This is a genomic window from Pseudomonas sp. efr-133-TYG-23 (genome assembly GCF_030209215.1).
Lineage (GTDB): Bacteria > Pseudomonadota > Gammaproteobacteria > Pseudomonadales > Pseudomonadaceae > Aquipseudomonas > Aquipseudomonas rhodesiae.
The window spans coordinates 161,529-185,588 of sequence record NZ_JARVSL010000005.1 but is presented as its reverse complement, the minus strand read 5'-3'; the positions used below and the strand labels follow the sequence as shown (position 1 = coordinate 185,588).

The window sequence follows — 24,060 nt, the reverse complement described above, 5'->3', positions numbered from 1 at the left end:
GGTTCACCCGAGGCGGGCGAACCCAGGAAAGTTGTGCCTTATTTGCCCGTCTTGACCTTGGTCCAGCTACGGGTCATTAAACGCTGCACCTTCGGGGGTAGCTCGAAGTTGACGAATGTCCGGTCGAGAACCGCCTGCGGTGGGTAAACCGCTTCGTCGGTGCGTATCGATTGCTCCATCAGCTTGTCCGCCCCGGGGTTAGGGTTGGCGTAGCCGACGGCGTCACTGACCTGAGCGATCACCTCAGGTTGCAGCAAATAGTTGATGAAGGCATGGGCCTCCTTGACGTTGGTGGCATCCTTGGGGATGGCCAGCACGTCGAACCACAGGTTGCCGCCTTCTTTCGGAATGACGTAGGCGATGTTCACACCTTTGCCCGCCTCGCTTGCGCGAGCCTTGGCCTGGAACACATCGCCGGAGAACCCGGCGGCCACGCAGATATTGCCGTTGGCCAGGTCAGAGATGTATTTGGACGAGTGGAAGTAGGTCACGTAGGGCCGCACTTTCAGCAGCTTTGCTTCGGCCTTTTTGTAGTCTTCCGGGTTGGTGCTGTTGGGGTTCAGGCCCATGTAGTTGAGCACCGCCGGCAGCATTTCATCCGCCGAATCCATGAACGACACACCACAGGTGGCCAGTTTTTTCATGTTTTCCGGTTCGAACAGGACGGCCCAGGAGTCGATATGGTCGACGCCCAGCACTTCTTTGACTTTGTCGACGTTATAGCCGATGCCATTGGTGCCCCACAGGTACGGCACGGCGTACTGGTTGCCCGGGTCGTTCTTTTCCAGGCGTTTGAGCAGTGCCGGGTCGAGGTTGGCGTAATTGGTCAGCAACGATTTGTCGAGCTTCTGGAACGCGCCGGCCTTGATCTGCTTGCCGAGGAAGTGGTTGGACGGCACCACCACGTCGTAACCGGTGTGCCCGGCCAGCAGTTTGCCTTCCAGGGTTTCGTTGGAGTCGAACACGTCGTACACAGGTTTGATGCCGCTCGCCTTCTCGAAGTTGGCCAGGGTGTCGGTGCCGATGTAATCCGACCAGTTATAAATATGCACGGTCGGTGCAGCCTGCACGCTGACAGCCAGCGTGATACCTGCACTCAGCAGCATGGCTTTGCGAAATAAAGAAATTGGCAAGTGGAGGTCCTCTTAAATAGTTGGGCCCAAAGTTGTTGCCCGGCAACAAAACCGGCGCGCAACTTACCCTCGATAAACCGATCCGGCAAAACTTTCTGTCATTTAATTAATGTGTGGGAGAGCGTTTCCCCCTCCCACAGGTTTCAAGGCTTACTTGCCCGATTTGATCTTGGTCCAGCTGCGTGTCATTTCACGCTGGGTCGCGGCTGGCAGGTCAGCAATGGCATAGAGCTTGGCTTGCACATCCGCCGGTGGATAGATGCCTGGGTCGCTGGTGATGTCTTTGTCGACCAGGGCGGTGGCCTTCTCGTTACCGTTCGGGAAACGCACGCTGTTGGTGATCGACGCCATGACTTCCGGCTTGAGCAGGTAGTTCATGAACTTGTAGGCCGCGTCGACATTTTCGGCATCCTTAGGAATGGCAACCATGTCGTAGAAACTGCCGGCGCCTTCTTTCGGAATGTCGTACGCCACTTTGACCTTGCCACCGGCTTCAGCCGCGCGGGACTTGGCCTGCTGGATGTCACCCGAATAACCCACGGCTACGCAGATGTTGCCGTTGGCCAGGTCGGAAATGTACTTGGAGGAGTGGAAGTAACCGATCGAAGGACGGATCTTCAGGAACAGTTCTTCGGCTTTCTTCAGGTCGTCTTTCTTCTGAGTGTCGGTCGGCAGGCCCAGGTAATGCAGGGCAATCGGCAACATTTCGGTCGGCGAATCAAGGAAGCTCACGCCGCAGCTTTTGAGCTTGGCGATGTTTTCAGGCTTGAGCAGCGTGCCCCACGAGTCGATCTTGTCCACGCCCAGCGCAGCCTTGACCTTCTCCGGGTTGTAGCCGATGCCGATCGAGCCCCACATGTACGGGAAGGCGTGCTTGTTGTCAGGGTCGCTGACCGACACGGCTTTGAGCAGGGATTTGTTCAGGTTGTCGTAGTTGGACAGCTTGGACTTGTCCAGCTCCTGATAAACGCCGGCCTTGATCTGCTTGGCGAGGAAGTTGTTCGACGGTACGACGATGTCATACCCGGACTTGCCGGCCAGCAATTTGGCCTCCAGGGTCTCGTTGCTGTCGAACACGTCGTACACCACTTTGATGCCCGACTCTTTTTCAAAGTTGGCGATGGTGTCCGGTGCGATGTAGTCGGACCAGTTGTAGACGTGCAGCACTTTATCGTCTGCCTGGGCCGCGCCTGCCATTGCGCCCATCAGGGACAAAGCGAGGAGGGTCTTGCCCGCGTTCTTCAAACCTAATGCCTTCATTTGGTGATGCTCCAATTTTTTCTTTTTTGGGCCACAAGCTATGTATGTTCCGCAGCCCAGCCAATGGGCAACAAAACAGGGCGACAGTCTGGCAAGTTCAGGGGCCGGCTTTCAACCAAAGCCCCCACATTTATAACCACTCGGTGCGCTGAGCACTGAGCCTAGCACTTAGCCTTGCAATGCCGCCAAAGTCAGGTCCAGGCACTGGCGGGCCTTGGTCACCAGCTCGTCGATTTCCGTCTTGCTGATCACCAGCGGCGGCGAAATGATCATGGTGTCGCCCACGGCGCGCATGATCAGGCCATTCTCGAAGCAGAACGTGCGGCAAATCATGCCCACGCCCTTGCCTTCGTAACGCTTGCGCGTGGCCTTGTCCTGCACCAGTTCAATCGCACCGAGCATGCCGACGCCACGCACTTCACCCACCAGAGGGTGATCCGCCAGCTCCCTCAGACGTTTCTGCAAATAGGGTGCCGTTTCGTCATGTACACGCTTAACAATCTGTTCATCGCGCATGATGCGGATGTTTTCCAGCGCGACTGCCGCCGCTACCGGATGACCGGAGTAGGTGAAGCCATGGTTGAAATCGCCGCCTTCGTTAAGCACGGCCACCACGTCATCGCGCACGATCAGGCCGCCCATGGGGATGTAACCCGAGGTCAGGCCCTTGGCGATGGTCATCATGTGCGGCTTGAGGCCATAGAAATCGCTACCGAACCACTCACCGGTACGGCCGAAACCGCAGATCACTTCGTCGGCGACAAATAGAATGTCGTACTTGGCGAGGATTTCCTTGATGCGCGGCCAGTAAGTCTCAGGCGGTACGATCACGCCGCCGGCGCCCTGGATCGGCTCGGCAATAAAGGCACCGACATTGTCCACGCCCAGTTCCAGGATCTTCTCTTCAAGCTGGTTGGCAGCCCACACGCCGAACTCTTCGGGGCTCATATCGCCGCCTTCGCCGAACCAATACGGCTGGGCGATATGGACGATGCCCGGAATCGGCAAATCGCCCTGCTCGTGCATATAAGTCATGCCGCCCAGGCTGGCGCCGGCCACGGTGGAGCCGTGGTAGCCATTCTTGCGGCTGATGATGGTTTTCTTGTTCGGCTGGCCTTTGATCGCCCAGTAGTGGCGGACCATGCGCAACATGGTGTCGTTGCCTTCGGAGCCGGAACCGGTGAAGAACACGTGGTTCATGCCGGCTGGAGCGATGTCGGAAATGGCCTTGGCCAGTTCCAGCACCGGCGGGTGAGCGGTCTGGAAGAACAGGTTGTAGTACGGCAGTTCTTTCATTTGCTTGGCGGCGGCGTCGGCCAGTTCATCGCGACCGTAACCGATCGCCACGCACCACAGGCCGGCCATACCGTCGAGGATCTTGTTGCCTTCGCTGTCCCACAGGTATACGCCGTGGGCTTTGGTGATGATTCGTGGGCCTTTCTCTTTCAATTGCTTGAAATCGCTGAACGGCGCCAGGTGGTGATCACTGCTCAAGGCTTGCCATTCACGGGTTTGCGGGTTGTTGCTGGACATACCGATCTCCTAGACTTTTCAGTGAAGGGCGCACCGTTCAAAGGGCGCGCCCGGCGCATCAGACGGCAAAGAGCAGGAATTCCCGCTCCCACGAACTGATGACGCGCTTGAAGTTTTCATGCTCGGCCCGCTTGACCGCGACGTAGCCTGTGATGAATTTGTGCCCCAGGTATTTCTCGATGGTCTTGCTGTTTTCCATACGCTCCAGGGCGTCTTCGATGGTCAGCGGCAAGCGCAGATTGCGCCGCTCGTAACCACGACCCACCACCGGCGCGCTCGGGTTATGGCCTTCGACCATGCCGATAAAACCGCACAGCAGGCTGGCGGCAATCGCCAGATATGGGTTGGCATCGGCGCCCGGCAGGCGGTTTTCCACGCGGCGGTTCTGCGGGCCGGCATCCGGTACGCGCAGGCCCACGGTGCGGTTTTCTTCGCCCCACTCCACGTTCACCGGCGCCGAGGTATCCGGCAGGAAGCGGCGGAACGAGTTCACATTCGGCGCAAACAACGGCAGCAATTCAGGGATGAATTTCTGCAAGCCGCCGATGTGGTTGAGGAACAGCTCACTCATGGTCCCGTCCTCATTGGAGAAGACGTTCTTGCCGGTGGTGATGTCGATGATGCTCTGGTGCAGGTGCATGGCGCTGCCGGGCTCGCCGGTCATGGGCTTGGCCATGAAGGTGGCGGCCACATCGTGCTTGAGCGCGGCTTCACGCATGGTGCGCTTGAACACCAGAATTTGGTCAGCCAGGGACAGCGCATCGCCGTGACGGAAGTTGATTTCCATCTGCGCGGTGCCGTCTTCGTGGATCAGGGTGTCGAGGTCCAGTTCCTGCAGCTCGCACCAGTCGTAGACGTCTTCGAACAATGGGTCGAATTCGTTGGCCGCTTCTATAGAGAAGGACTGGCGACCGGTTTCCGGGCGACCGGAACGACCAATCGGCGGTTGCAGTGGGAAGTCCGGGTCTTCGCAGCGTTTGGTCAGGTAGAACTCCATCTCCGGCGCCACGATGGGCTGCCAGCCTTTATCGGCGTAGAGCTTGAGGACTTTCTTGAGCACGTTGCGCGGCGACAGCTCGATGGGGTTGCCTTGCTTGTCATAGGTGTCGTGGATCACCTGTGCGGTGGGCTCGATGGCCCAGGGCACCAGGAACACCGCGTTCTGGTCGGGGCGACAGATCATGTCGATGTCGGCCGGGTCGAGCAATTCGTAATAAATGTCGTCTTCGACATAGTCGCCGGTCACGGTCTGCAACAGAACGCTCTCGGGCAGGCGCATGCCTTTTTCGGCGATGAACTTGTTGGTCGGCGAAATCTTGCCTCGGGTGATACCGGTGAGGTCGCCAATCATGCATTCGACTTCTGTGATCTTGTGGTCTTTCAACCAATCGGTGAGCTGGTCGAGGTTGTTACTCATAAATGCCTCTGGGCTGGGTTTCCTGGCATCCATTAAAGGCCAGGCGTTGGTTGACGCAGCATCCGCGTCGTTTCTTCACTCAGGGTAGGAGCTTACCTGCCATTTGGGGTGGTAATGCATTCCTCACGCCAAAGTCGTGCAGAATCATGAGCGGCACCCGGGGTCGGCGCCCTTCAGAGGCGAAGGCGCGGTGAGTGAAGGGGGAGAAAAAAGGTCGCCCGAGGCGTCAAGAATATTGGCCGGGGCATGGGTATTCACGCAGGATGGGTGAACGGATGACAAAGCCCGTGAGAAGCAGGCCGAGACGCCGATTAGCGGCAGGCGAGACATGAAGCACCCCGGTATTATTGCTGTTATGGGTTTGAATCGAGCTTAGCCTTGTTCATTTTTTTACACAACACCCCCGTAAAAAATACAACACGGCCCGCTCAAGCCTGCGGTGCCCAAGCCGTTCAAAGCGGAAAAAACGCCCCGAAAAGCCCCAAAAAAGCCGTCACGGCGCTTTTTTAGGGCAAAAAAGGCCTCGCTTGACTTCGGCATGCCGTTCGGGTTGACTGAAACCAGAAAAGATCAATGATTGATATTTTTAACAACAAAGGTGTTGCATCATGTCGGTACCCCCGCGTGCCGTTCAGCTTAACGAAGCGAACGCGTTCCTTAAGGATCATCCTGAGGTTCTGTACGTAGACCTTCTAATTGCGGATATGAATGGTGTGGTGCGCGGCAAGCGCATCGAACGCACCAGCCTCCACAAGGTTTACGAGAAGGGCATTAACCTGCCTGCCTCTTTATTTGCCCTGGATATCAACGGCTCGACGGTGGAAAGCACCGGCCTGGGTCTGGACATAGGCGATGCTGACCGAATCTGTTATCCAATCCCCGACACCCTGTGCAATGAACCTTGGCAAAAGCGCCCTACCGCGCAGCTGCTGATGACCATGCACGAACTGGAAGGTGAACCTTTCTTCGCCGATCCGCGCGAAGTCCTGCGCCAGGTTGTTAGCAAATTTGACGACCTTGGGCTGACCATCTGCGCCGCCTTCGAACTTGAGTTCTACCTGATCGACCAGGAGAACGTGAACGGCCGCCCACAACCGCCCCGCTCGCCGATCTCCGGCAAACGCCCGCACTCGACACAGGTCTACCTGATCGACGACCTCGACGAATACGTCGACTGCCTCCAAGACATTCTGGAAGGTGCCAAAGAGCAAGGCATCCCGGCCGACGCCATCGTCAAGGAAAGTGCCCCGGCGCAGTTCGAAGTGAACCTGCACCACGTCGCCGACCCAATCAAGGCCTGCGACTACGCCGTACTGCTCAAGCGCCTGATCAAGAACATCGCCTACGACCATGAGATGGACACCACCTTCATGGCCAAGCCTTACCCAGGCCAGGCAGGCAACGGTTTGCATGTACACATTTCGATCCTGGACAAGGACGGCAAGAACATCTTTGCCAGCGAGGATCCCGAGCAGAACGCCGCATTGCGTCACGCGATCGGCGGTGTGCTGGAGACCCTACCCGCCCAAATGGCGTTCCTGTGCCCTAACGTCAACTCCTACCGCCGTTTCGGCGCACAGTTCTACGTGCCGAACTCGCCGTGCTGGGGCCTGGACAACCGCACCGTGGCGATTCGCGTACCAACCGGTTCGGCCGATGCGGTGCGTATCGAACACCGCGTGGCGGGCGCCGACGCCAACCCTTACCTGCTGATGGCTTCGGTCCTGGCAGGCGTGCACCACGGTCTGACCAACAAGATCGAGCCTGGCGCTCCGGTGGAAGGCAACAGCTACGAGCAAAACGAGCAGAGCCTGCCGAACAACCTGCGCGATGCCCTGCGCGAGTTGGACGACAGCGAGGTGATGGCCAAGTACATCGATCCTAAGTACATCGATATCTTCGTTGCCTGTAAGGAAAGTGAGCTGGAAGAGTTCGAACACTCCATCTCCGACCTTGAATACAACTGGTACCTGCATACCGTGTAAGCGGTTGCGGCGATAAAAAAACGCCACAGGCTTTGGGTCTGTGGCGTTTTTTTATGGGGCTGTTCTGAGAGACCGGGTCGGTCTTATCGGGGGCAAGCCCCCTCCCACATTTTTGATCTGTGAATACATACCAAGTGTGGGAGGGGGCTTGCCCCCGATAGCTGCCTGGCAGACAACACAGATTCCTGCTCATACAATGCCCGCTGCCTTGTAGGAGACTTCCATGACCACCCGCCCCGCCGCCCCTCGCAAACCCCGCGCCCGCAGCCAGGCGCGGATCGATGCGATTCTCGATGCCGCCCGCACCCTGCTGGCCGCCGAAGGCGTGGCAAGTCTGTCGATCTACAGCGTGGCCGAACGCGCGCAGATTCCACCGTCGTCGGTGTATCACTTCTTCGCCAGCGTGCCGGCGCTGCTGGAGGCGTTGACCGCCGATGTGCATGGGGCGTTTCGTGCGGCGATTCAGGCGCCCATCGATCATGAACCCCTCAAGCAATGGCGCGATCTGTCCTGCATCGTCGAGCAACGCATGCTCACCATCTACGACCAGGATGCCGCCGCGCGCCAATTGATCCTGGCGCAGCATGGCCTCACCGAAGTAACCCAGGCCGACCGCCAACATGATCTGGAACTGGGCGACCTGATGTTCAAGGTTTTCAACCACCACTTCGAGGTGCCGACACTGCCCAGCGATGTGGATGTGTTCGCCCTGGCGCTGGAGCTGAGCGACCGCGTGTATGCGCGCTCGGTGCATCAGCATGGGCTGATCACGCCGCGCATGGCCGAGGAAGGCATGCGGGTGTTCGATGCGTATGTGGGGCTGTATCTGCCAGCTTACCTGCCCAAGCGTTGAGCCTTGCGTTGACTGGGGGCGATCCCATCGGGGGCAAGCCCCCTCCCACACTTTGACCTGTGAATACATTCAAAAGGTGGGAGGGGGCTTGCCCCCGATGACGACCTCAAGCCTGTTCACAACTTGGCGATCGACACCTCGGTTGATTTCACAAAGGCAATCACTTCACTACCAATGACCAGCTCCAGCTCTTTGACCGAGCGAGTGGTGATCACTGAGGTGACGATGCCGGACGCGGTCTGCACGTCGATTTCCGACAACACGTCACCGACCACGATTTCCTTGATGGTGCCTTTGAACTGGTTACGCACGTTGATGGCTTTAATAGTCATGTCGTTCTCTCTTCATGGGGATAGGTGAGTTATTGAGCCCAACGCAATTGCGTCGGCAGCGGTGAAACAGGTTCGGGGTCGGGCGGTGTACCGGGCAGTGACAGCACGCGGTTGAGTACCTCGGCTTCCAGCGCGGCCAGGCGGTGGGAGCCACGGGCCCGTGGGCGGGGCAGGTCAACGATCAGGTCCAGACCGATTTCACCGTCTTCGATCAGGATCACCCGGTCGGCAATCGCCACGGCTTCGTTGACGTCATGGGTCACCAGCAGCACGGTAAAGCCATGCTGCTGCCAAAGGTTTTCGATCAGTTGCTGCATCTCGATGCGGGTCAGGGCATCCAGCGCGCCCAGCGGCTCATCGAGCAACAGTAGGCGCGGTTGGTGGATCAGCGCGCGAGCCAACGCCACGCGTTGCTTCTGGCCACCGGACAAGGCCGCCGGCCATTCATTGGCGCGCTCGGCCAGCCCCACCGCGTCCAAGGCTTGCAGCGCTTTGGCACGCCAGTCGCCTTTGAGGCCCAGGCCCACGTTGTCGATGATCTTTTTCCACGGCAGCAGCCGCGCTTCCTGGAACATCAATCGCGTGTCTTCACGGGCCGCGCTCAGGGGTGCGGAACCGGCTAGCAGCTCTCCGCCGCTGGCGTCGTCCAACCCGGCCAGCAGGCGCAGCAAGGTACTTTTGCCGCAACCGCTGCGCCCCACCACGGCAACGAATTGCCCCGCCGGAATGTGCAGATCGATGCCCTTGAGCACTTCCCGCGTGCCGAAGGCTTTGCGCAACTTACGCACCGCCAGGGGAATCCCCTTGAGCAGGCGTGGAGGTTGTTGAGCGGTCATGCCGCACCTCCTTTATGCGTTTGGTACGCCGGATGCCAGCGCAGCCACACCCGCTCCAGACCGCGCGCGGCCAGGTCCGCCAGTTTGCCGAGGATCGCGTACATCACGATCGCCAGCACCACCACGTCGGTTTGCAGGAATTCGCGGGCATTCATCGCCAGGTAACCAATACCGGAACTGGCCGAAATAGTTTCCGCCACGATCAGCGTCAACCACATAAAGCCCAGCGCAAAGCGCACGCCCACCAGGATCGACGGCAACGCACCCGGCAGGATCACCTGCCAGAACAGGCTGAACCCGGACAACCCGTAACTGCGCGACATCTCCACCAGCGCCGGATCGACGTTGCGAATACCGTGGTAGGTATTCAGGTAGATGGGGAACAGCGTGCCGAGGGCGACCAGGAAAATCTTCGCCGTCTCGTCAATGCCGAACCACAGGATCACCAGCGGGATCAACGCCAGGTGCGGCACGTTGCGGATCATCTGCACCGAACTGTCGAGCAGGCGCTCGCCCCATGTCGACAGCCCGGTGATAAAGCCCAGCGCCAGGCCGATAGCGCCGCCGATCACAAAACCCAGGCCCGCGCGCCAGCCACTGATGGCCAGGTGCGTCCAGATTTCACCGCTGCGCACCAGGTTAACCCCGGCTTCGATCACCGCGCTCGGCGCCGGCAGGATGCGTGTCGACAACCACCCAGCCGACACCGACACCTGCCACACCGCCAGCAACAGCAGCGGCAGCACCCAAGGCGCCACGCGATGGCTCACTTTTTCAAGGTTCATCGCGCCGCCTCAGCTCTGTGACGCCGCTTTGGGAAGAATATCGTTGGCGACCATTTCGCCGAACGGGCTCACGTATCCGGCGCTTTTCGGCAGTTCTGGACGTTCGATATCCAGGTGCGGGAACAGCAATTCGGCCACGCGGTACGACTCTTCCAGGTGCGGATAACCGGAGAAGATAAAGGTGTCGATGCCCAGCGCTGCGTACTCCTTCACGCGCTCGGCCACGGTTGCGCCGTCGCCCACCAGCGCCGTACCCGCCCCGCCGCGAACCAGGCCGACGCCGGCCCACAGGTTGGGGCTGACTTCGAGGTTGTCGCGGTTGCCGCCGTGCAAGGCGGCCATGCGTTGCTGGCCCACCGAATCAAAGCGCGCCAGTGAGGCTTGGGCGCGGGCGATGGTGTCGTCGTCCAAGTGGGAAATCAGTTTGTCGGCAGCTTTCCAGGCTTCGTCATTGGTTTCGCGCACGATCACATGCAGACGAATGCCGAAGCGCACAGTGCGCCCGAGCTTGGCGGCCTTGGCCCGCACTTGTTCGATTTTCTCGGCCACGGCGGCCGGTGGTTCGCCCCAGGTCAGCACCATTTCCACCTGCTCGGCCGCCAGGTCCTGGGCCGCTTCGGAGGAGCCGCCGAAGTACAGCGGCGGCCGTGGCTGCTGGATCGGCGGGTAGAGCAATTTGGCGCCTTTGACACTGATGTGTTGGCCGTCGTAATCCACGGTTTCGCCTTCAAGTACGCGACGCCAGATACGGGTGAACTCCACCGAGGCCTGGTAGCGATCTTCGTGGCTGAGGAACAGGCCATCACCGGCCAGTTCTTCGGGATCGCCACCGGTCACCAGATTGAACAACGCCCGCCCGCCGGACAAACGATCCAGGGTCGCGGCCTGGCGCGCGGCCACCGTCGGGGAAATGATCCCCGGGCGCAGTGCGACCAGGAACTTGAGACGTTGGGTCACTGGAATCAACGAAGCGGCCACCAGCCACGAGTCTTCGCAGGAACGCCCGGTGGGGATCAGCACCCCGCCGAAGCCCAGGCGATCGGCAGCCTGGGCCACTTGTTGCAGGTAACCGTGATCCACGGCGCGAGCGCCTTCGGCAGTGCCAAGGTAATGACCGTCGCCGTGGGTAGGCAGGAACCAGAAAATATTGAGGCTCATGGAGTTGTCTCCTGAAGAAGTCGGATTACGGCGCTTTAGCAACAGCGGCCGGAGGCGTCCAGATCACGTCCTTGATGCTCAAGGGCTTGGGGATCAATTTGAGTTGGTAAAAGCTGTCGGCGATTTTCTGTTGAGCGGCCACCACTTGCGGGGTCAGGAACAGCGCGCCGTAGCCCTGGCGTTTTACCGAGGTGAGGGTGATGTCGGCCGGCAGGCCGAGCAGCGGTGCAACTTGGTCGGTGACTTCCTGCGGGTTGGCTTTGGACCACTCGCCCACGGCACGCACCTCTTCCACCAACGCGGTGATCACGTCGGGGTGCTGTTCGGCGTAGGGTTTGGTTGCCAGGTAGAACTGATGGTTGTCGGCGATGCCAGTGCCGTCACGCAGGGTACGTGCTTGCAGTTGTTGCTCGGCGGCGGCCTGGTACGGGTCCCAGATCACCCACGCATCCACACTGCCCCGCTCGAACGCCGCACGGGCATCGGCAGGCGGCAGGAATACTGTCTGCACATCGCTGTATTTCAGGCCGGCGTCCTCCAAGGCGCGCACCAACAGGTAATGCACGTTGGAGCCTTTGTTGAGCACGATTTTCTTGCCCTTGAGCTCGGCCACCGATTTGATCGGTGAGTCTTTGGGCACCAGGATCGCTTCGCTGGTCGGCGCCGGTGGCTCGTAGGCCACGTAGAGCAGATCGGCACCGGCCGCCTGGGCGAAGACCGGCGGAGTTTCGCCGGTCACGCCGAAGTCGATGGAGCCGACGTTCAGACCTTCAAGCAACTGCGGGCCGCCAGGAAACTCGGTCCACTGCACCTGCACGCCTTGGGCCGCCAGACGTTTTTCCAGAGTGCCCTTGGCCTTGAGCAGGACCAAGGTGCCGTATTTCTGATAACCGATCCGCAGGGTCTCGGCGGCGTGAGCTTGAACAATGGCGCCGAAGGACACAGCCGCAGCAAACAGTGCGACCAGACCACGACGCAAGATGACAGTGCGCATGGCGCTCTCTCCAAAAATGCGATGAGGGGTTTTGGCTGCACCTGCTTGGCCGTTGGCGGCTGAGTAAGGTGAGTGTTTCCAGGTTTCAGGTACGGCTTAAATGCTCCAGCGAGCACTCAACAAACGTTCATTCAATACATGCGGATCAAGGGGTTTCGGGCGACGGGCCATGGCGCCGTAGAGCGTCTCCAGCGCCTCGTACAACCGCTGCTCCAGCACCGGCACCAGTTGCGCCTGGGCGCTGCCTTCGCCATAGGCGATCTGGCTGTCTTCGGCAAAAATGCCGTGGAGCAACTCCTGCGCCTTGAGCGCCGACAGCACTGGCTTCAACGCGTAATCCACCGCCAGCATGTGCGCGATGCTGCCGCCAGTAGCCATTGGCAGCACCACCTTATGGGCCAAGGCCCGTTCAGGCAGCAGATCGAGCACGGTTTTCAACGCGCCGGAGAACGAAGCCTTGTACACCGGGGTGGCGATCACCAGGCCGTCGGCGTTGGCCACCTGCTCCAGCAGGTCGATGATCTTTGGGCTGTCGAACCGCGCGTGCAGCAAGTCTTCGGCCGGGAAGTCCCGTACCTGGTAACTCACTACTTCCACGCCTTTGTGTTGCAACCACTGACGGGTTTTTTCCAGCAAGACCCCGGAGCGGGAACGCTGGCTGGGACTGCCTCCGAGTGTTACGACCAACATGCAGGAATTCCTTGAGCAAGTGCCGGCGGTTCGCTGAAGTTGCGATGGCGCCAAGATGGAACAGACCTTATCAGTTGATTCATATATCTATAAATCTTATTTTTTCATTTGTTTATTCCATAAAAACATATGGACTTTAACAATCGCCAGGCGAAAAAAAAGGCCGTGGAAACGGCCTGAAAACCCCTGCTTTGATTCAGTTACAGATGCGGTGCATCGACGGTGGTAGGGGGCTTGCCACCAGAGCGATATCCGCGTCAACGATTGGGCTGCGGAGTCAGCCGCAAGTACGGCTTCACTGCGCGATAGCCCTTTGGAAAGCGTTTCTTGATCTCGTCCTCGTCCTTGAGCGACGGCACGATCACCACTTCATCCCCGTCCTGCCAGTTGGCGGGCGTGGCGACCTTGTGGTTATCGGTCAATTGCAGCGAGTCGATCACCCGCAGGATTTCATGGAAGTTGCGCCCGGTGCTGGCCGGGTAGGTGATGGTCAGGCGAATCTTTTTGTTCGGGTCGATTACGAACAACGATCGCACGGTGAGGGTATCGCTGGCATTGGGGTGGATCAGATCGTAGAGATCAGAGACCTTGCGGTCGGCATCGGCCAGGATCGGGAAGTTGACGGTGGTGTTCTGGGTTTCGTTGATGTCTTCGATCCACCTGTGGTGCGAGTCCACTGGGTCAACCGACAGCGCGATGGCTTTGACGCCGCGCTGGGCGAATTCGTCCTTGAGCTTAGCGGTAAAGCCCAGCTCGGTAGTGCATACCGGTGTGAAGTCGGCCGGGTGGGAAAACAACACTCCCCAGCTATCGCCCAGCCACTCGTGGAAACGAATTTTGCCGGCGCTGGAATCCTGTTCGAAGTCGGGGGCGATATCGCCCAGTCTTAGGCTCATGGTGTGGCTCCTGATGAGTGCTTATGGAGCCCACTGTGCATGGGTTGTGGCTATTTTAAAAAGAATAAATATCGATTTATCTAGATGATAAAAGAATATTAAAAATCGTTCATTGGACGCTCAACCGGGTGCAAGGCACCATCGTCACCAAGGTTCGAGAAGGCCTTGAGACGCTGTAAAAGAGGGGTTCAGGAAGGGCTTACGGGGGTGAGCCTGACTTGAAAAGCAAGACACCTTGCCCGGCGTTGCGCCGGGCAAGGTTTTACGCAGTTACTTGAACGCGTAGGTATAGCTGACGATTACACGGTTTTCGTCCTGGTCGCGCGCGGCGGCAACATCGTTGCGCCACATAGCGTTTTTCCAGGCCACGCCGACGTTCTTGAACGGGCCTTCCGGCACCACGTAGGCAACAGTGATATCGCGCTCCCACTCGGACTGGCCGGTGAACTCTGCACGGCTACCGTTAACGGTGTCGATGTCAGTACCTTTGAGGTACACAACGCCCGCTGTCAGGCCAGGCACGCCGACCTTGGCGAAGTCATACGCGTAGCGAGCCTGCCAGGTGCGCTCGCCGGCACGGGCGAACTTGGCGATCTGCATGTCGGTGGTGATGTAAGCCGAAGAACCGTCGCCTTGGTTCAGCCAAGGGAAGTCGCTGCTACCGTTGCTGACTTGATAACCACCACCGAAGGTGTGACCACCCAGGGTGTACAGGAACAGGCCGCTGTACAGGTTGTTATCGACCTTGCCGCGACCGGAGTTCACGCCGCTGTAGTTGCCCGAGGAGAAATAGGCCGACTCGTTGCCGTTCTTGCCGTCATCGGTGCTGTGGAAGTAGCGCAGGTCAGATTTCAACACGCCCGGGCCGATTGCCCAGTTGTGAGTCAGACCCAGGAAGTGCTGCTTGTAGAAGTCTTCCAGATTGCCGTAGTAGTACTGGGCAGTCAGGTCCTTGGTGATCTTGTAATCACCACCGGCGTAGTAGAACTTGTTGCTGTCACGCCAGTTGGCGCCGCGGGAGTTGGCACCGGAGATCGACAGGTTGTCGACGTTGCTGGAGTTACGACCTTTGGCTTTTTCGATCTGACCGGCAACCAGGGTCAAATCCTTGATGTCGTTGGTGGTGATCTGGCCACCCTGGAAGGTCTGCGGCAGCAGACGACCGTCGTTGGTCACGATGACCGGCAGCTTGGGCTGCAGAGTCCCCAGCTTCAGTTCGGTCTGGGAAATCTTGGCCTTGGCGGTCAGGCCCAGGCTCGAGTAGTTATCAACGGCTTCGCCGTTGGACTTGCTCGGGAACACAGTGCCACCGTAGGAAGAGGCAGTAGCACCGTTGGTGCCGCCACCGGAATCCAGGCGAACACCCAGCAGGCCGATAGCATCAAGACCGAAGCCTACGGTGCCTTGGGTGTAACCGGAGATGAAACGCAGGTCGAAGCCTTGGCCCCATTCTTCCTGCTTGCTTTGAACACCGGCGCGCTTGTTGGCAGCAGAGCCAGCAGCCGAATCACGGTTGTCGGTGTTGATGTAAAAGTTACGCAGACCCAGGGTTACTTTACTGTCATCGATGAAACCAGCAGCGCCTGCTTGCTGAGCGATTGCGCCCAGGGCTACAGCCAGTGCCAAGGTGGACTTCTTCATGTACCGCTCCTCTCGTTTCTAATTTTTGTAGTTCTTTGGTCTCGGGTCTGACGCCCTCGATCCACAGATGCGCGATTAGCGCCAGATAGTGACTACCAAGTCAATCGTAACCTAGTGTGTCTACTACTTTCGTCTAACCGCTGTTGATTTGGTCCCTGCAGGGTAATGAGTTTTTCATACACCCAAAAAGAATTGTTTCATTCTTTTTCATACAAATTTGGAATAAGCCTTTGCGTAGATCGGGTTGGTCAGCGTAGACGAACCTATCGAAATGCTAATTCCTAAAAAGTATTTTTTAACGCCATTTAGATCAGTAAAGAATAAACGTAACGCAGCAAACGTCACCTACGATCAAAAAAGCGACGCCATGATGGCCAAACGCATATCCTCCAGTCAATTTGTTACAGTTTTTGTATCGGAATAGTTTCTTTTGATGACAAGCCCGGCACTCAACGGCCGAGCAACACCTTCTTCACGCAATCTACTCCTTGCCGCGCTTACCGTATCGGCCCTTACCGAGCGTTCTGAAGGGTTTATAGCCCTTTATGACAGCCACGTTGTCGCACCCCGGCACACGGCGAGGTCTGAAGGAACCTAAAAAGGTTGGCGCGAGCTAGCTCGCGCCTGCAACAAGGTCGCGAGGGTTAGAGGGCTTTTTCGAAAATCTTCGAATTGCGCTGGTAGTTGTACAGCGAGGCGCGCGCGGACGGCAGACGGTCCACGCTGCTTGGCACAAACCCACGCTCCCGGAACCAATGGGCAGTGCGGGTGGTGAGGACGAACAACGTCTTCAAGCCCTGGGCCCTGGCGCGGGTTTCAATGCGCTCAAGCAGTTCATCGCCGCGCCCGCCGTGGCGGTATTCGGGGTTCACTGCCAGGCACGCGAGTTCACCGGCATCCGAATCGGCGATCTGGTACAGCGCCGCGCAGGCGATGATCATGCCTTCGCGTTCGACCACGCTGAACTGCTCGATTTCGCGCTCCAGCACTTCCCGCGAACGGCGCACTAAAATGCCCTGCTCTTCCAACGGGCTGATCAGGTCGAGCAGGCCACCGACGTCTTCAATCGCCGCCTCGCGTACCAGTTCGAATTGCTCCTGAGCCACCAACGTACCGCCACCGTCGCGGGTGAACAGTTCGGTGAGCAGCGCGCCGTCTTCGGCATAGCTGACGATATGGCTGCGCCCTACCCCGCCCCGGCAAGCCTGGGCCGCTGCGTCGAGCAATTCGGCCTGGTAGTTGCTGCTGCCCAGGCGCTGCAGATGTGCCGGCACCTGCTGCGGACGCAGCTCGCGCACCAAACGCCCATGTTCATCGATCAGGCCGAGATCGGCACCGAACAGCAGCAATTTATCGGCCCCTAAGTCGATCGCGGCGCGAGTAGCGACATCTTCGCAGGCCAGGTTGAAAATCTCTCCGGTGGGCGAGTAACCCAAGGGCGACAGCAAGACGATAGAGCGTTCGTCCAGCAGGCGATTGATGCCCTTGCGGTCGACCCGGCGCACTTCGCCGGTGTGGTGGTAGTCCACGCCTTCGAGTACGCCGATGGGGCGTGCAGTTACCAGATTGCCGCTGGCCACCCGCAGGCGCGAGCCCTGCATGGGAGAAGAGGCCATGTCCATCGACAGGCGTGCTTCGATGGCGATACGCAGATGGCCGACCGCATCGATCACGCACTCCAAGGTGGCGGCATCGGTGATGCGCATGCCTTCGTGGTAAGACGGGGTGAGGCCGCGCGCTTCAAGGCGCGCTTCGATCTGTGGACGCGAACCATGCACCAGCACCAGACGCACGCCCAGACTGTGGAGCAGCACCAGGTCGTGGACGATATTGCCAAAGTTAGGATGGTCCACACCATCGCCCGGCAACATGACCACAAAGGTGCAGTCGCGGTGGGCATTGATGTAAGGGGAAGCATGACGAAGCCAATTGACGTATTCGGGCATAACACCTGGGCCTGTAATAAAAAGCAGCCAAAAAAGGATGAATCGTGAAAGCGCACGGCGGGCTGATGGTTATCGTCGGAACAGGCTTGGCGACACGCTCACTCTCCTTCTATGTACGAACAGGCAGGGGTTAATTTATGCGGGTTTCAGGCAGTAATGTTCGATCAATTCCCGCAATAGACGCACTGTAGGCGTCAGGCGTGACATTTCGAGGTATTCGCCCGGCTGGTGCGCACAGGCGATATCGCCAGGGCCGAGCACTAGGGTTTCACAACCAAGGCGCTGAAGATAAGGCGCTTCGGTGCCGAACGCTACTGCTTCGGCACGATGACCGGTCAAACGTTCCGCAACCCGCACCAGCTCTGCGTCTTCCGGCTGCTCGAATGGCGGCACCGCCGGGAACAGCGGCGCGTAGGCGATCTTGACTTGATGGCGCTCGGCCAACGGTTGGAGCTTCTGCCGAATGGCATCGCGCAACACTTGAGGGTCCATGCCGGGCAGGGGGCGCAAATCGAACTCCAGGGAGCATTGGCCACAGATGCGGTTGGGGTTGTCACCACCGTGGATGCAGCCGAAGTTCAGGGTCGGTTGCGGCACGCTGAATTGCGGATTGCGGTACTCGCGCTGCCAGGCCAGGCGCAGGCCGCGCAGTTCACCGATAGCATCGTGCATAGCCTCAAGGGCGCTGCGGCCGAGGCTGGGGTCCGACGAATGGCCGCTGCGACCGAGAATGTCGATGCGCTCCATCATCACGCCTTTATGCAGGCGGATCGGTTTAAGGCCCGTCGGCTCGCCGATCACCGCCGCGCGGCCCAGCGGGCGACCGGCCTCGGCCAGCGCACGGGCGCCGGACATGGAGCTTTCCTCATCGCACGTAGCGAGGATCAGCAAGGGCTGCTTGAACGGTTGATCCAGCAGCGGCAACAGCGCCTCGATGATCAAAGCGAAAAAGCCCTTCATGTCGCAACTACCCAATCCTACCCAGCGACCGTCGATTTCCGTCAGTTTCAGCGGGTCGGTTTTCCACAACGCGGGGTCATAGGGCACGGTGTCGCTATGCCCGGCCAGCACCAGGCCGCCAGGGCCGCTGCCGAAACTGGCGAGTAGATTGAATTTGCCTGGGCTGACGGTCTGGATGTCGATGCTGAACCCCAGATCGCCCAGCCAGCCGGCAAGCAGGTCGATCACGGGGCGGTTGGTCTGGTCCAGGGACGCCTGGGTGCAACTGACCGACGGCGCGGCAATCAACGCGGCGAACTGCTCTTTCATGGACGGCAACGGCATATACAGTCTCCCCACTTCCCGGATGAACCTCACTATAGAGGCATCTGCACGACACAATAAACCGTTGCGGCGCGTTGCCGGGCTCAGTCCTGTACACTGCACGACCTTGGCAGCCACTCTTTTCCCCGGCTGCGCTCCCGATCCTGGATTTTCCGGCCATGCAGAAAGAAACCGAAATCAAGCTCCGCGTCAGCCGCGAAACACTCGCCGCGCTGCGTGAGCACCCGTTACTGAAAAAACGCAACAAAAGTGGCTGGGAACGCCGTGAGTTGATGAACCAGTATTTCGACACCCCCGAGCGCGACCTGGCCCAGGCCAAGGTTGCCCTGCGCCTGCGCAAGGACGGTGACGACATCATTCAAACCCTCAAGACCCGTGGCCAGAGCGTCGCCGGCTTGTCGGAACGCAACGAGTACAACTGGGACTTGCCCAAAGCCAAGCTCGACGTGAAGAAACTCGACGGCGAGTGCTGGCCCGAGCAACTGGCCGAACTGGACAAAAAAACCCTCAAGCCGATTTTTACCACCGACTTCGTGCGTGAACGCGCCGAAATCGCCTGGGGCCGCGGCAAGGCCAAGGTGGTGATCGAAGCGGCTCTGGACCTGGGCCATGTAGTGGCCGGCAAACAGAAAGAAGAAATCTGCGAGCTGGAACTGGAACTGCGCGAAGGCGAGCCGGCCGCCCTGCTGGAACTGGCCGCCGAACTGGCCGCCACCCTGGCGCTGATGCCATGCGATATCAGCAAGGCCGAGCGCGGCTACCGCCTGTATGACGCCAGCAGTTACTCCCTGAGCCTGCCGGCGCCACAGCTACACGCCGAAATGCCGCTGGACGATGCTTTCGCCGCCCTGATGTGGCACCTGCTCGGCAGCAGCCAGCGCCTGGCTGAACAATACCGTTTCAACGGCCACTGGCGCCTGCTGCAGGACTGGGTCGATAACCTCGGCGAACTGCGCGCTCTGGTCGGCAGCCTCGGCCAGGCCGCGCCCCGCCAGTCCACCAGCGAACTGCGCACTGCGCTGGACGCGCTGCTGGAAGACTGGCGCCCACTGGTGCAGGCCGGTGACGATGATGAAGACATCCGTAAAGCCGCACCGGAACAATTCGCCGAAGAATTGGAAGACGTGCGCTGGGGCCTGTTCTCACTCAACACGTCGCGCTGGCTGATGGCCCGCACCTGGACCGCCGACCGCAACGTGCGTGGCAACCGCCAGGGCGCCGCGCAAATCGCCAACTGGTTGCCGCGCCTGCTGGCCGACGACGCCGTCGCCTTGCAACTGCCACGCTACCAACAGCAGCCGGAAGACTTGGCCGAGCAACTGCCACGTATCGAACGCATCCAGGCCTGGCTGCACCACGCCCGCCATGTGCTGGACATTCCGGAACTGGATCGTCTCTACGGCGAGCTGAACAAGTTGGCGCTATTGGCCAACCAGCCGATCACTGATGAGTCGCTGGATGCGCGGATGCACCAGGCGATTGCGGTGTATCAGAACCGTGCGTGGAAGACCCTGCTGCGTTTGTAACATTGCAATCGGCCGCCAGCCCTCCTTCCACATATGAAATGCATTCCAAGTGTGGGAGGGGGCTCGCCCCCGATAAGATCCACCCGATCAGCGCAATACTGGCAGGCTGGTGGTCGACTTGATTTCAGACAGCGCCACAATCGAATTGACCTCCTGAATCCCAGGCACCATCGACAGCTTCTCGAAGAAAAACCGTTCGTACGCCTCGATGTCCGACGTCACGATGCGCAGCAGGAAATCCACCGCGCCCATCAGCACGTAACACTCCAACACTTCCGGAAACCCGCGAATCGCCTCGGTGAACTCAGTGAAGTTGGAACGGCCGTGGGCGTTGAGTTTGACCTCGGCGAATATCTGCGTGTTAAGGCCGATTTTCTTGCGATCCAGCAACGTCACCTGACCGCGTATCACCCCTTCCTCCTTGAGCCGTTGAATCCTGCGCCAACAAGGCGACTGGGACAGACCGACCTGCTCAGCGATCTGCGCGCTGGACAGCGACGCATCTTCTTGCAGCAAGGCCAGGATGCGGCGATCGTAGGCGTCCAATTCACTGTGCATAAAAATACCTTCTTTGGACCGTCTATTGGTTTGAATACGTTTTTATGTCCGTATTTACGCCAATATTAGATAAGAAATCTCCGAGGTTGGATGTAAAAATTCCTCCACTCAATTTGGAGAGTCAGCATGCACGCCGTCGAAACCACTCCGCCTGTCACCCGCGTCGATGCATGGGCCGTCAACACCGCCCACTGTCAGGCCCACTACCAGATCGTCGCCGAAGCCGAGCCCGATGTGCTGTGCCGCGTGCTCAACTATTTCGCCCTGCAATTTCTTACGCCTCGGCAGGTCTCGGTGAGTCGAGACGTAGACGTACTGAATATCCAAATTGTGCTCGATGGTCTGAGCTGGCATCGGGCCCAGGTGATCGGCGAAAAGATTCGAAACCTGATCAGCGTATGTTCTCTGGACGTGTGGACGCCCGATGCACTGGGGGCCGGCGTCCAGATGGCGGTCGCCAGGTAAAAACCTGCAACACAGGTTGACGGGGCGAGCGTCGGAGGCTGACTAGCCTGGGAGAACATCCAAGGCCATCCGGAAACCTCTTCATGCCTGCTGATCGTCGTTTGGAACTGCACCCGTTGCTGCCACCCTTGGTGGAATATGGGCTGATTACGCCCGACATCGCGCACCGCTTATCGGCGTTGCCAGCCGATACGACCCGCCACCCACTGGAGCGCATCGCGGAGCTGGGGCCATGCCTGGAACGCCTCACTCAGTGGCTTGCCGAGCAGGCCGGGCAAATCTATCTACGCATCGACCCGCTGAAGATCGACGTCGCGACGGTGGTGCCGCTAATGTCCCATGCGTTCGCCCAACGCCACGGCATCCTGGCGGTGGCCGTGGACGCGCAAACCGTCACCGTTGCCAGCGCGCAACCCTATGTGACCTGCTGGGAGGCCGGCCTGGCGCAGGTGCTCAAGCGTTCGATCACGCGCGTGGTGGCCAACCCGCAGGATATTCAGCGCTGCATCGGCGAATTCTATCGGCTGGCAAAATCGGTCAACGGTGCTGAGCAGAAGGTCACCGCGCCAGGCCATCCGGACCTGCTCAACCTTGGGGGCAGCGATCAGGAGCCGGACGCTAACGATGCGCACATTGTCCATATCGTCGATTGGCTGCTGCAGTACGCCTTTGCCCAGCGGGCCAGCGATATCCATATCGAACCCTGCCGGGATCAGGGTCGCGTGCGCTTGCGCATTGACGGGCTGCTGCACGATGTCTATCAATTCCCACCCCAGGTTGCGGTGGCTGTGGTCAGCCGCCTCAAGAGCCTGGGCCGCATGAACGTGGCGGAGAAACGTAAACCCCAGGACGGTCGGGTGAAGACCAAAAGCCCGGCGGGTATGGAAATCGAGTTGCGCCTGTCGACCCTTCCCACGGCCTTCGGCGAAAAACTGGTGATGCGGATTTTCGACCCTCAGGTCCTGCTCAAGAGTTTTGACCAGTTGGGTTTGTCGGATGACGACCGGCACCGCTGGAATGCCATGACGCGCCAGACCAACGGCATCATCCTGGTCACCGGGCCTACCGGCTCAGGCAAAACCAGCACGCTCTACACCACGCTCAAACAGCTCGCGACCCGTGAGGTCAACCTGTGCACCGTGGAGGACCCGATCGAGATGGTCGAGCCGGCGTTCAATCAGATGCAGGTGCAACACAATATCGACCTGACCTTTGCCAGCGGCATCCGCGCCCTGCTGCGCCAGGACCCGGACATCATCATGATCGGCGAGATACGCGACCAGGAAACCGCAGAAATGGCTATCCAGGCCGCGCTGACCGGGCATCTCGTGCTGTCCACCCTGCACACCAACGACGCGCCCAGCGCCATCAGTCGGCTACAGGAGCTGGGTATTGCTCATTATTTGATCAAGGCTACCTTGTTGGGGGTGATGGCGCAGCGCTTGGTAAGGGTGCTTTGTCCTTATTGCAAGCGTATGGGCGATGACGGCCATGAAGCGGTGGGATGTGCGGAGTGCCGTCACAGCGGTTACCGGGGACGAGCCGGTGTTTACGAAATCATGATATTGGACGAGTCGCTCAAAGCGCTGATTACCCCGGGCGCCGATGTTCAAGCCCTGCGTCAGGCGGCGATGGCGCACGGGATGTGCAGCTTGCGCATGGCGGGCATGCAGAAGGTCAGGACGGGGCAGACCTCCTTGGCTGAAGTGCTGCGGGTCACCCCCTCAGATTCAGTAACAAATCCCTAGATTACGGCGCGGACAGATCGTTCTTATCGCAGACAACACCATTACAATCAGCAAACGTTGCGTCACTGACATCATCAGATAGGGAATCGTCATGCAAATCGGAACCGTACTGCTGCTCTTTGTAGGATTGGCCATCGCCATTCTGTTCATGGGCTTCAAAGTCGTACCCCAGGGTTACCAATGGACGGTCGAGCGCTTTGGTCGCTATACCAACACCCTCAAGCCAGGCCTGAACATCATCATCCCGGTCATGGACCGTATCGGTCGCAAGATCAACGTAATGGAAAGCGTGCTGGATATCCCGCCGCAGGAAGTCATCACTGCCGATAACGCCACCGTGCAGATCGATGCCGTGTGTTTCTTCCAGGTGGTCAATACCGCTCAGGCTGCCTACGAGGTCAACAACCTCGAACACGCCATTCGGAATCTGCTGCAAACCAATATCCGAACCGTACTCGGCTCGATGGAACTGGATGCCATGCTGAGCCAGCGCGATGGCATCAATGAAAAACTGCTGAAGACCGTGGACGAAGCCACCGCGCCCTGGGGCATCAAGATCACACGTATCGAAATCAAAGACATCAGCCCCCCGGCCGACCTGATGGCGGCCATGTCCGGTCAGATGAAAGCCGAGCGGATCAAGCGTGCGCAAATCCTCGAAGCTGAAGGGCTGCGGGCATCGGCGATCCTCACCGCAGAGGGCAAAAAGCAAGCCCAGATTCTGGAGGCCGAAGGTAGCCGGCAAGCGGCGTTCCTCGAATCCGAAGCCCGCGAACGCCAGGCCGAGGCCGAAGCACGGGCAACCCAAGTGGTGTCGGAAGCCATCGCCTCGGGCAACGTGCAGGCGGTCAACTACTTCGTCGCGCAAAAGTATATCGACGCCCTGGGCAAGCTGGCCTCGGCCAACAACAGCAAGGTCATCCTGATGCCGCTTGAAGCCAGCCAGGTGATCGGTGCGGTCGGTGGCATCGGCGAGATCGTCAAGGCAACGTTCGATAACAAGAAGGGCTGAGGCCATCG

General features: G+C 59.3%; 21 protein-coding genes. 6 read left to right on the top strand and 15 right to left on the bottom strand.

Annotated elements, in window-relative coordinates; translation table 11 throughout:
- Positions 1 to 38: 38 nt before the first annotated feature.
- From QRN41_RS03435 to QRN41_RS03420, 4 genes are all read right to left on the bottom strand, one after another.
- Positions 39 to 1,133, bottom strand: coding sequence for a polyamine ABC transporter substrate-binding protein (locus tag QRN41_RS03435; protein ID WP_285421152.1), 1,095 nt, complete (start codon positions 1,131 to 1,133; stop codon positions 39 to 41).
- 150 nt (positions 1,134 to 1,283) lie between these two features.
- On the bottom strand, positions 1,284 to 2,378 hold the full coding sequence (locus QRN41_RS03430) for a polyamine ABC transporter substrate-binding protein (RefSeq protein WP_285421164.1): 1,095 nt from the start codon (positions 2,376 to 2,378) through the stop codon (positions 1,284 to 1,286).
- 183 nt (positions 2,379 to 2,561) lie between these two features.
- On the bottom strand, positions 2,562 to 3,926 hold the full coding sequence (locus QRN41_RS03425) for an aspartate aminotransferase family protein (RefSeq protein ID WP_034101357.1): 1,365 nt from the start codon (positions 3,924 to 3,926) through the stop codon (positions 2,562 to 2,564).
- A gap of 58 nt (positions 3,927 to 3,984) precedes the next feature.
- Entirely contained in the window at positions 3,985 to 5,343 is a 1,359-nt protein-coding gene (locus QRN41_RS03420) for a glutamine synthetase family protein (protein ID WP_034139720.1), read from the bottom strand.
- A 608-nt stretch (positions 5,344 to 5,951) separates the two neighbouring features.
- Here QRN41_RS03420 and QRN41_RS03415 point away from each other — a divergent pair.
- Positions 5,952 to 7,328 (top strand): glutamine synthetase family protein, encoded by a 1,377-nt coding sequence (locus QRN41_RS03415; RefSeq protein ID WP_034101359.1) that lies wholly within the window; start codon positions 5,952 to 5,954, stop codon positions 7,326 to 7,328.
- 223 nt (positions 7,329 to 7,551) lie between these two features.
- On the top strand, positions 7,552 to 8,181 hold the full coding sequence (locus QRN41_RS03410; protein ID WP_034101360.1) for a TetR/AcrR family transcriptional regulator: 630 nt from the start codon (positions 7,552 to 7,554) through the stop codon (positions 8,179 to 8,181).
- 116 nt (positions 8,182 to 8,297) lie between these two features.
- On the opposite strand, the gene QRN41_RS03405 is transcribed toward QRN41_RS03410, so the two are convergent.
- The 10 genes from QRN41_RS03405 to argE all read right to left on the bottom strand — a co-directional run bounded on the left by QRN41_RS03405 (position 8,298) and on the right by argE (position 18,743).
- Complete coding sequence (locus tag QRN41_RS03405) at positions 8,298 to 8,513, bottom strand: TOBE domain-containing protein (protein ID WP_003176783.1); 216 nt, start codon at positions 8,511 to 8,513, stop codon at positions 8,298 to 8,300.
- A gap of 29 nt (positions 8,514 to 8,542) precedes the next feature.
- The gene (gene ssuB, locus QRN41_RS03400; protein WP_034101361.1) at positions 8,543 to 9,349 is read right to left on the bottom strand and encodes an aliphatic sulfonates ABC transporter ATP-binding protein; all 807 of its coding nucleotides are present in this window, start codon (positions 9,347 to 9,349) and stop codon (positions 8,543 to 8,545) included.
- On the bottom strand, positions 9,346 to 10,134 hold the full coding sequence (gene ssuC / locus QRN41_RS03395) for an aliphatic sulfonate ABC transporter permease SsuC (protein ID WP_034139722.1): 789 nt from the start codon (positions 10,132 to 10,134) through the stop codon (positions 9,346 to 9,348). The genes ssuB and ssuC overlap by 4 nt, the downstream gene beginning before the upstream one ends.
- A gap of 9 nt (positions 10,135 to 10,143) precedes the next feature.
- Positions 10,144 to 11,292 carry an FMNH2-dependent alkanesulfonate monooxygenase gene (ssuD, locus tag QRN41_RS03390; RefSeq protein WP_040266913.1) on the bottom strand — a complete coding sequence of 383 codons (1,149 nt, stop codon included), beginning with the start codon at positions 11,290 to 11,292 and terminating at the stop codon, positions 10,144 to 10,146.
- A 25-nt stretch (positions 11,293 to 11,317) separates the two neighbouring features.
- Positions 11,318 to 12,286, bottom strand: coding sequence for a sulfonate ABC transporter substrate-binding protein (locus QRN41_RS03385; protein ID WP_034101364.1), 969 nt, complete (start codon positions 12,284 to 12,286; stop codon positions 11,318 to 11,320).
- Between the two features lie 96 nt (positions 12,287 to 12,382).
- The gene (gene ssuE, locus QRN41_RS03380; RefSeq protein ID WP_034139724.1) at positions 12,383 to 12,976 is read right to left on the bottom strand and encodes an NADPH-dependent FMN reductase; all 594 of its coding nucleotides are present in this window, start codon (positions 12,974 to 12,976) and stop codon (positions 12,383 to 12,385) included.
- Positions 12,977 to 13,233: 257 nt separating this feature from the next.
- Positions 13,234 to 13,872, bottom strand: coding sequence for a peroxiredoxin (locus QRN41_RS03375; RefSeq protein WP_034139725.1), 639 nt, complete (start codon positions 13,870 to 13,872; stop codon positions 13,234 to 13,236).
- Between the two features lie 270 nt (positions 13,873 to 14,142).
- On the bottom strand, positions 14,143 to 15,513 hold the full coding sequence (locus QRN41_RS03370; protein ID WP_034139726.1) for an OprD family porin: 1,371 nt from the start codon (positions 15,511 to 15,513) through the stop codon (positions 14,143 to 14,145).
- A gap of 644 nt (positions 15,514 to 16,157) precedes the next feature.
- Positions 16,158 to 17,459 carry an amino-acid N-acetyltransferase gene (gene argA, locus QRN41_RS03365; protein WP_034139727.1) on the bottom strand — a complete coding sequence of 434 codons (1,302 nt, stop codon included), beginning with the start codon at positions 17,457 to 17,459 and terminating at the stop codon, positions 16,158 to 16,160.
- Positions 17,460 to 17,594: 135 nt separating this feature from the next.
- A complete protein-coding gene (argE, locus tag QRN41_RS03360) occupies positions 17,595 to 18,743 on the bottom strand; it encodes an acetylornithine deacetylase (RefSeq protein ID WP_285421151.1) in 1,149 nt (382 codons plus the stop codon).
- Between the two features lie 158 nt (positions 18,744 to 18,901).
- Between argE and QRN41_RS03355 the strand changes: the two genes are divergently transcribed.
- Positions 18,902 to 20,269: a CYTH domain-containing protein gene (locus QRN41_RS03355; RefSeq protein ID WP_034101370.1), complete on the top strand. Its 1,368-nt coding sequence runs from the start codon at positions 18,902 to 18,904 to the stop codon at positions 20,267 to 20,269.
- A gap of 87 nt (positions 20,270 to 20,356) precedes the next feature.
- Here QRN41_RS03355 and QRN41_RS03350 read toward each other — a convergent pair whose 3' ends face one another.
- A complete protein-coding gene (locus QRN41_RS03350; RefSeq protein WP_003195279.1) occupies positions 20,357 to 20,827 on the bottom strand; it encodes an Lrp/AsnC family transcriptional regulator in 471 nt (156 codons plus the stop codon).
- A gap of 126 nt (positions 20,828 to 20,953) precedes the next feature.
- On the opposite strand from QRN41_RS03350, the gene QRN41_RS03345 reads away from it, so the two are divergent.
- From QRN41_RS03345 to QRN41_RS03335, 3 genes are all read left to right on the top strand, one after another.
- Entirely contained in the window at positions 20,954 to 21,292 is a 339-nt protein-coding gene (locus QRN41_RS03345; RefSeq protein WP_034101371.1) for an ACT-like domain-containing protein, read from the top strand.
- Positions 21,293 to 21,375: 83 nt separating this feature from the next.
- Positions 21,376 to 23,040, top strand: a complete 1,665-nt coding sequence (locus tag QRN41_RS03340; RefSeq protein WP_285421150.1) for a GspE/PulE family protein — start codon at positions 21,376 to 21,378, stop codon at positions 23,038 to 23,040.
- A gap of 91 nt (positions 23,041 to 23,131) precedes the next feature.
- The gene (locus QRN41_RS03335) at positions 23,132 to 24,052 is read left to right on the top strand and encodes an SPFH domain-containing protein (RefSeq protein WP_010207363.1); all 921 of its coding nucleotides are present in this window, start codon (positions 23,132 to 23,134) and stop codon (positions 24,050 to 24,052) included.
- Positions 24,053 to 24,060: the final 8 nt, after the last annotated feature.

Coding starts and splice junctions, on each gene's coding strand:
- QRN41_RS03425 (WP_034101357.1), bottom strand. CDS start 3,926: ATGTCCAGCAACAACCCGCAAACCCGTGAATGGCAAGCCTTGAGCAGT.
- QRN41_RS03420 (WP_034139720.1), bottom strand. CDS start 5,343: ATGAGTAACAACCTCGACCAGCTCACCGATTGGTTGAAAGACCACAAG.
- QRN41_RS03415 (WP_034101359.1), top strand. CDS start 5,952: ATGTCGGTACCCCCGCGTGCCGTTCAGCTTAACGAAGCGAACGCGTTC.
- QRN41_RS03410 (WP_034101360.1), top strand. CDS start 7,552: ATGACCACCCGCCCCGCCGCCCCTCGCAAACCCCGCGCCCGCAGCCAG.
- QRN41_RS03405 (WP_003176783.1), bottom strand. CDS start 8,513: ATGACTATTAAAGCCATCAACGTGCGTAACCAGTTCAAAGGCACCATC.
- ssuB (WP_034101361.1), bottom strand. CDS start 9,349: ATGACCGCTCAACAACCTCCACGCCTGCTCAAGGGGATTCCCCTGGCG.
- ssuC (WP_034139722.1), bottom strand. CDS start 10,134: ATGAACCTTGAAAAAGTGAGCCATCGCGTGGCGCCTTGGGTGCTGCCG.
- ssuD (WP_040266913.1), bottom strand. CDS start 11,292: ATGAGCCTCAATATTTTCTGGTTCCTGCCTACCCACGGCGACGGTCAT.
- QRN41_RS03385 (WP_034101364.1), bottom strand. CDS start 12,286: ATGCGCACTGTCATCTTGCGTCGTGGTCTGGTCGCACTGTTTGCTGCG.
- ssuE (WP_034139724.1), bottom strand. CDS start 12,976: ATGTTGGTCGTAACACTCGGAGGCAGTCCCAGCCAGCGTTCCCGCTCC.
- QRN41_RS03375 (WP_034139725.1), bottom strand. CDS start 13,872: ATGAGCCTAAGACTGGGCGATATCGCCCCCGACTTCGAACAGGATTCC.
- QRN41_RS03370 (WP_034139726.1), bottom strand. CDS start 15,513: ATGAAGAAGTCCACCTTGGCACTGGCTGTAGCCCTGGGCGCAATCGCT.
- argA (WP_034139727.1), bottom strand. CDS start 17,459: ATGCCCGAATACGTCAATTGGCTTCGTCATGCTTCCCCTTACATCAAT.
- argE (WP_285421151.1), bottom strand. CDS start 18,743: ATGCCGTTGCCGTCCATGAAAGAGCAGTTCGCCGCGTTGATTGCCGCG.
- QRN41_RS03355 (WP_034101370.1), top strand. CDS start 18,902: ATGCAGAAAGAAACCGAAATCAAGCTCCGCGTCAGCCGCGAAACACTC.
- QRN41_RS03350 (WP_003195279.1), bottom strand. CDS start 20,827: ATGCACAGTGAATTGGACGCCTACGATCGCCGCATCCTGGCCTTGCTG.
- QRN41_RS03345 (WP_034101371.1), top strand. CDS start 20,954: ATGCACGCCGTCGAAACCACTCCGCCTGTCACCCGCGTCGATGCATGG.
- QRN41_RS03340 (WP_285421150.1), top strand. CDS start 21,376: ATGCCTGCTGATCGTCGTTTGGAACTGCACCCGTTGCTGCCACCCTTG.
- QRN41_RS03335 (WP_010207363.1), top strand. CDS start 23,132: ATGCAAATCGGAACCGTACTGCTGCTCTTTGTAGGATTGGCCATCGCC.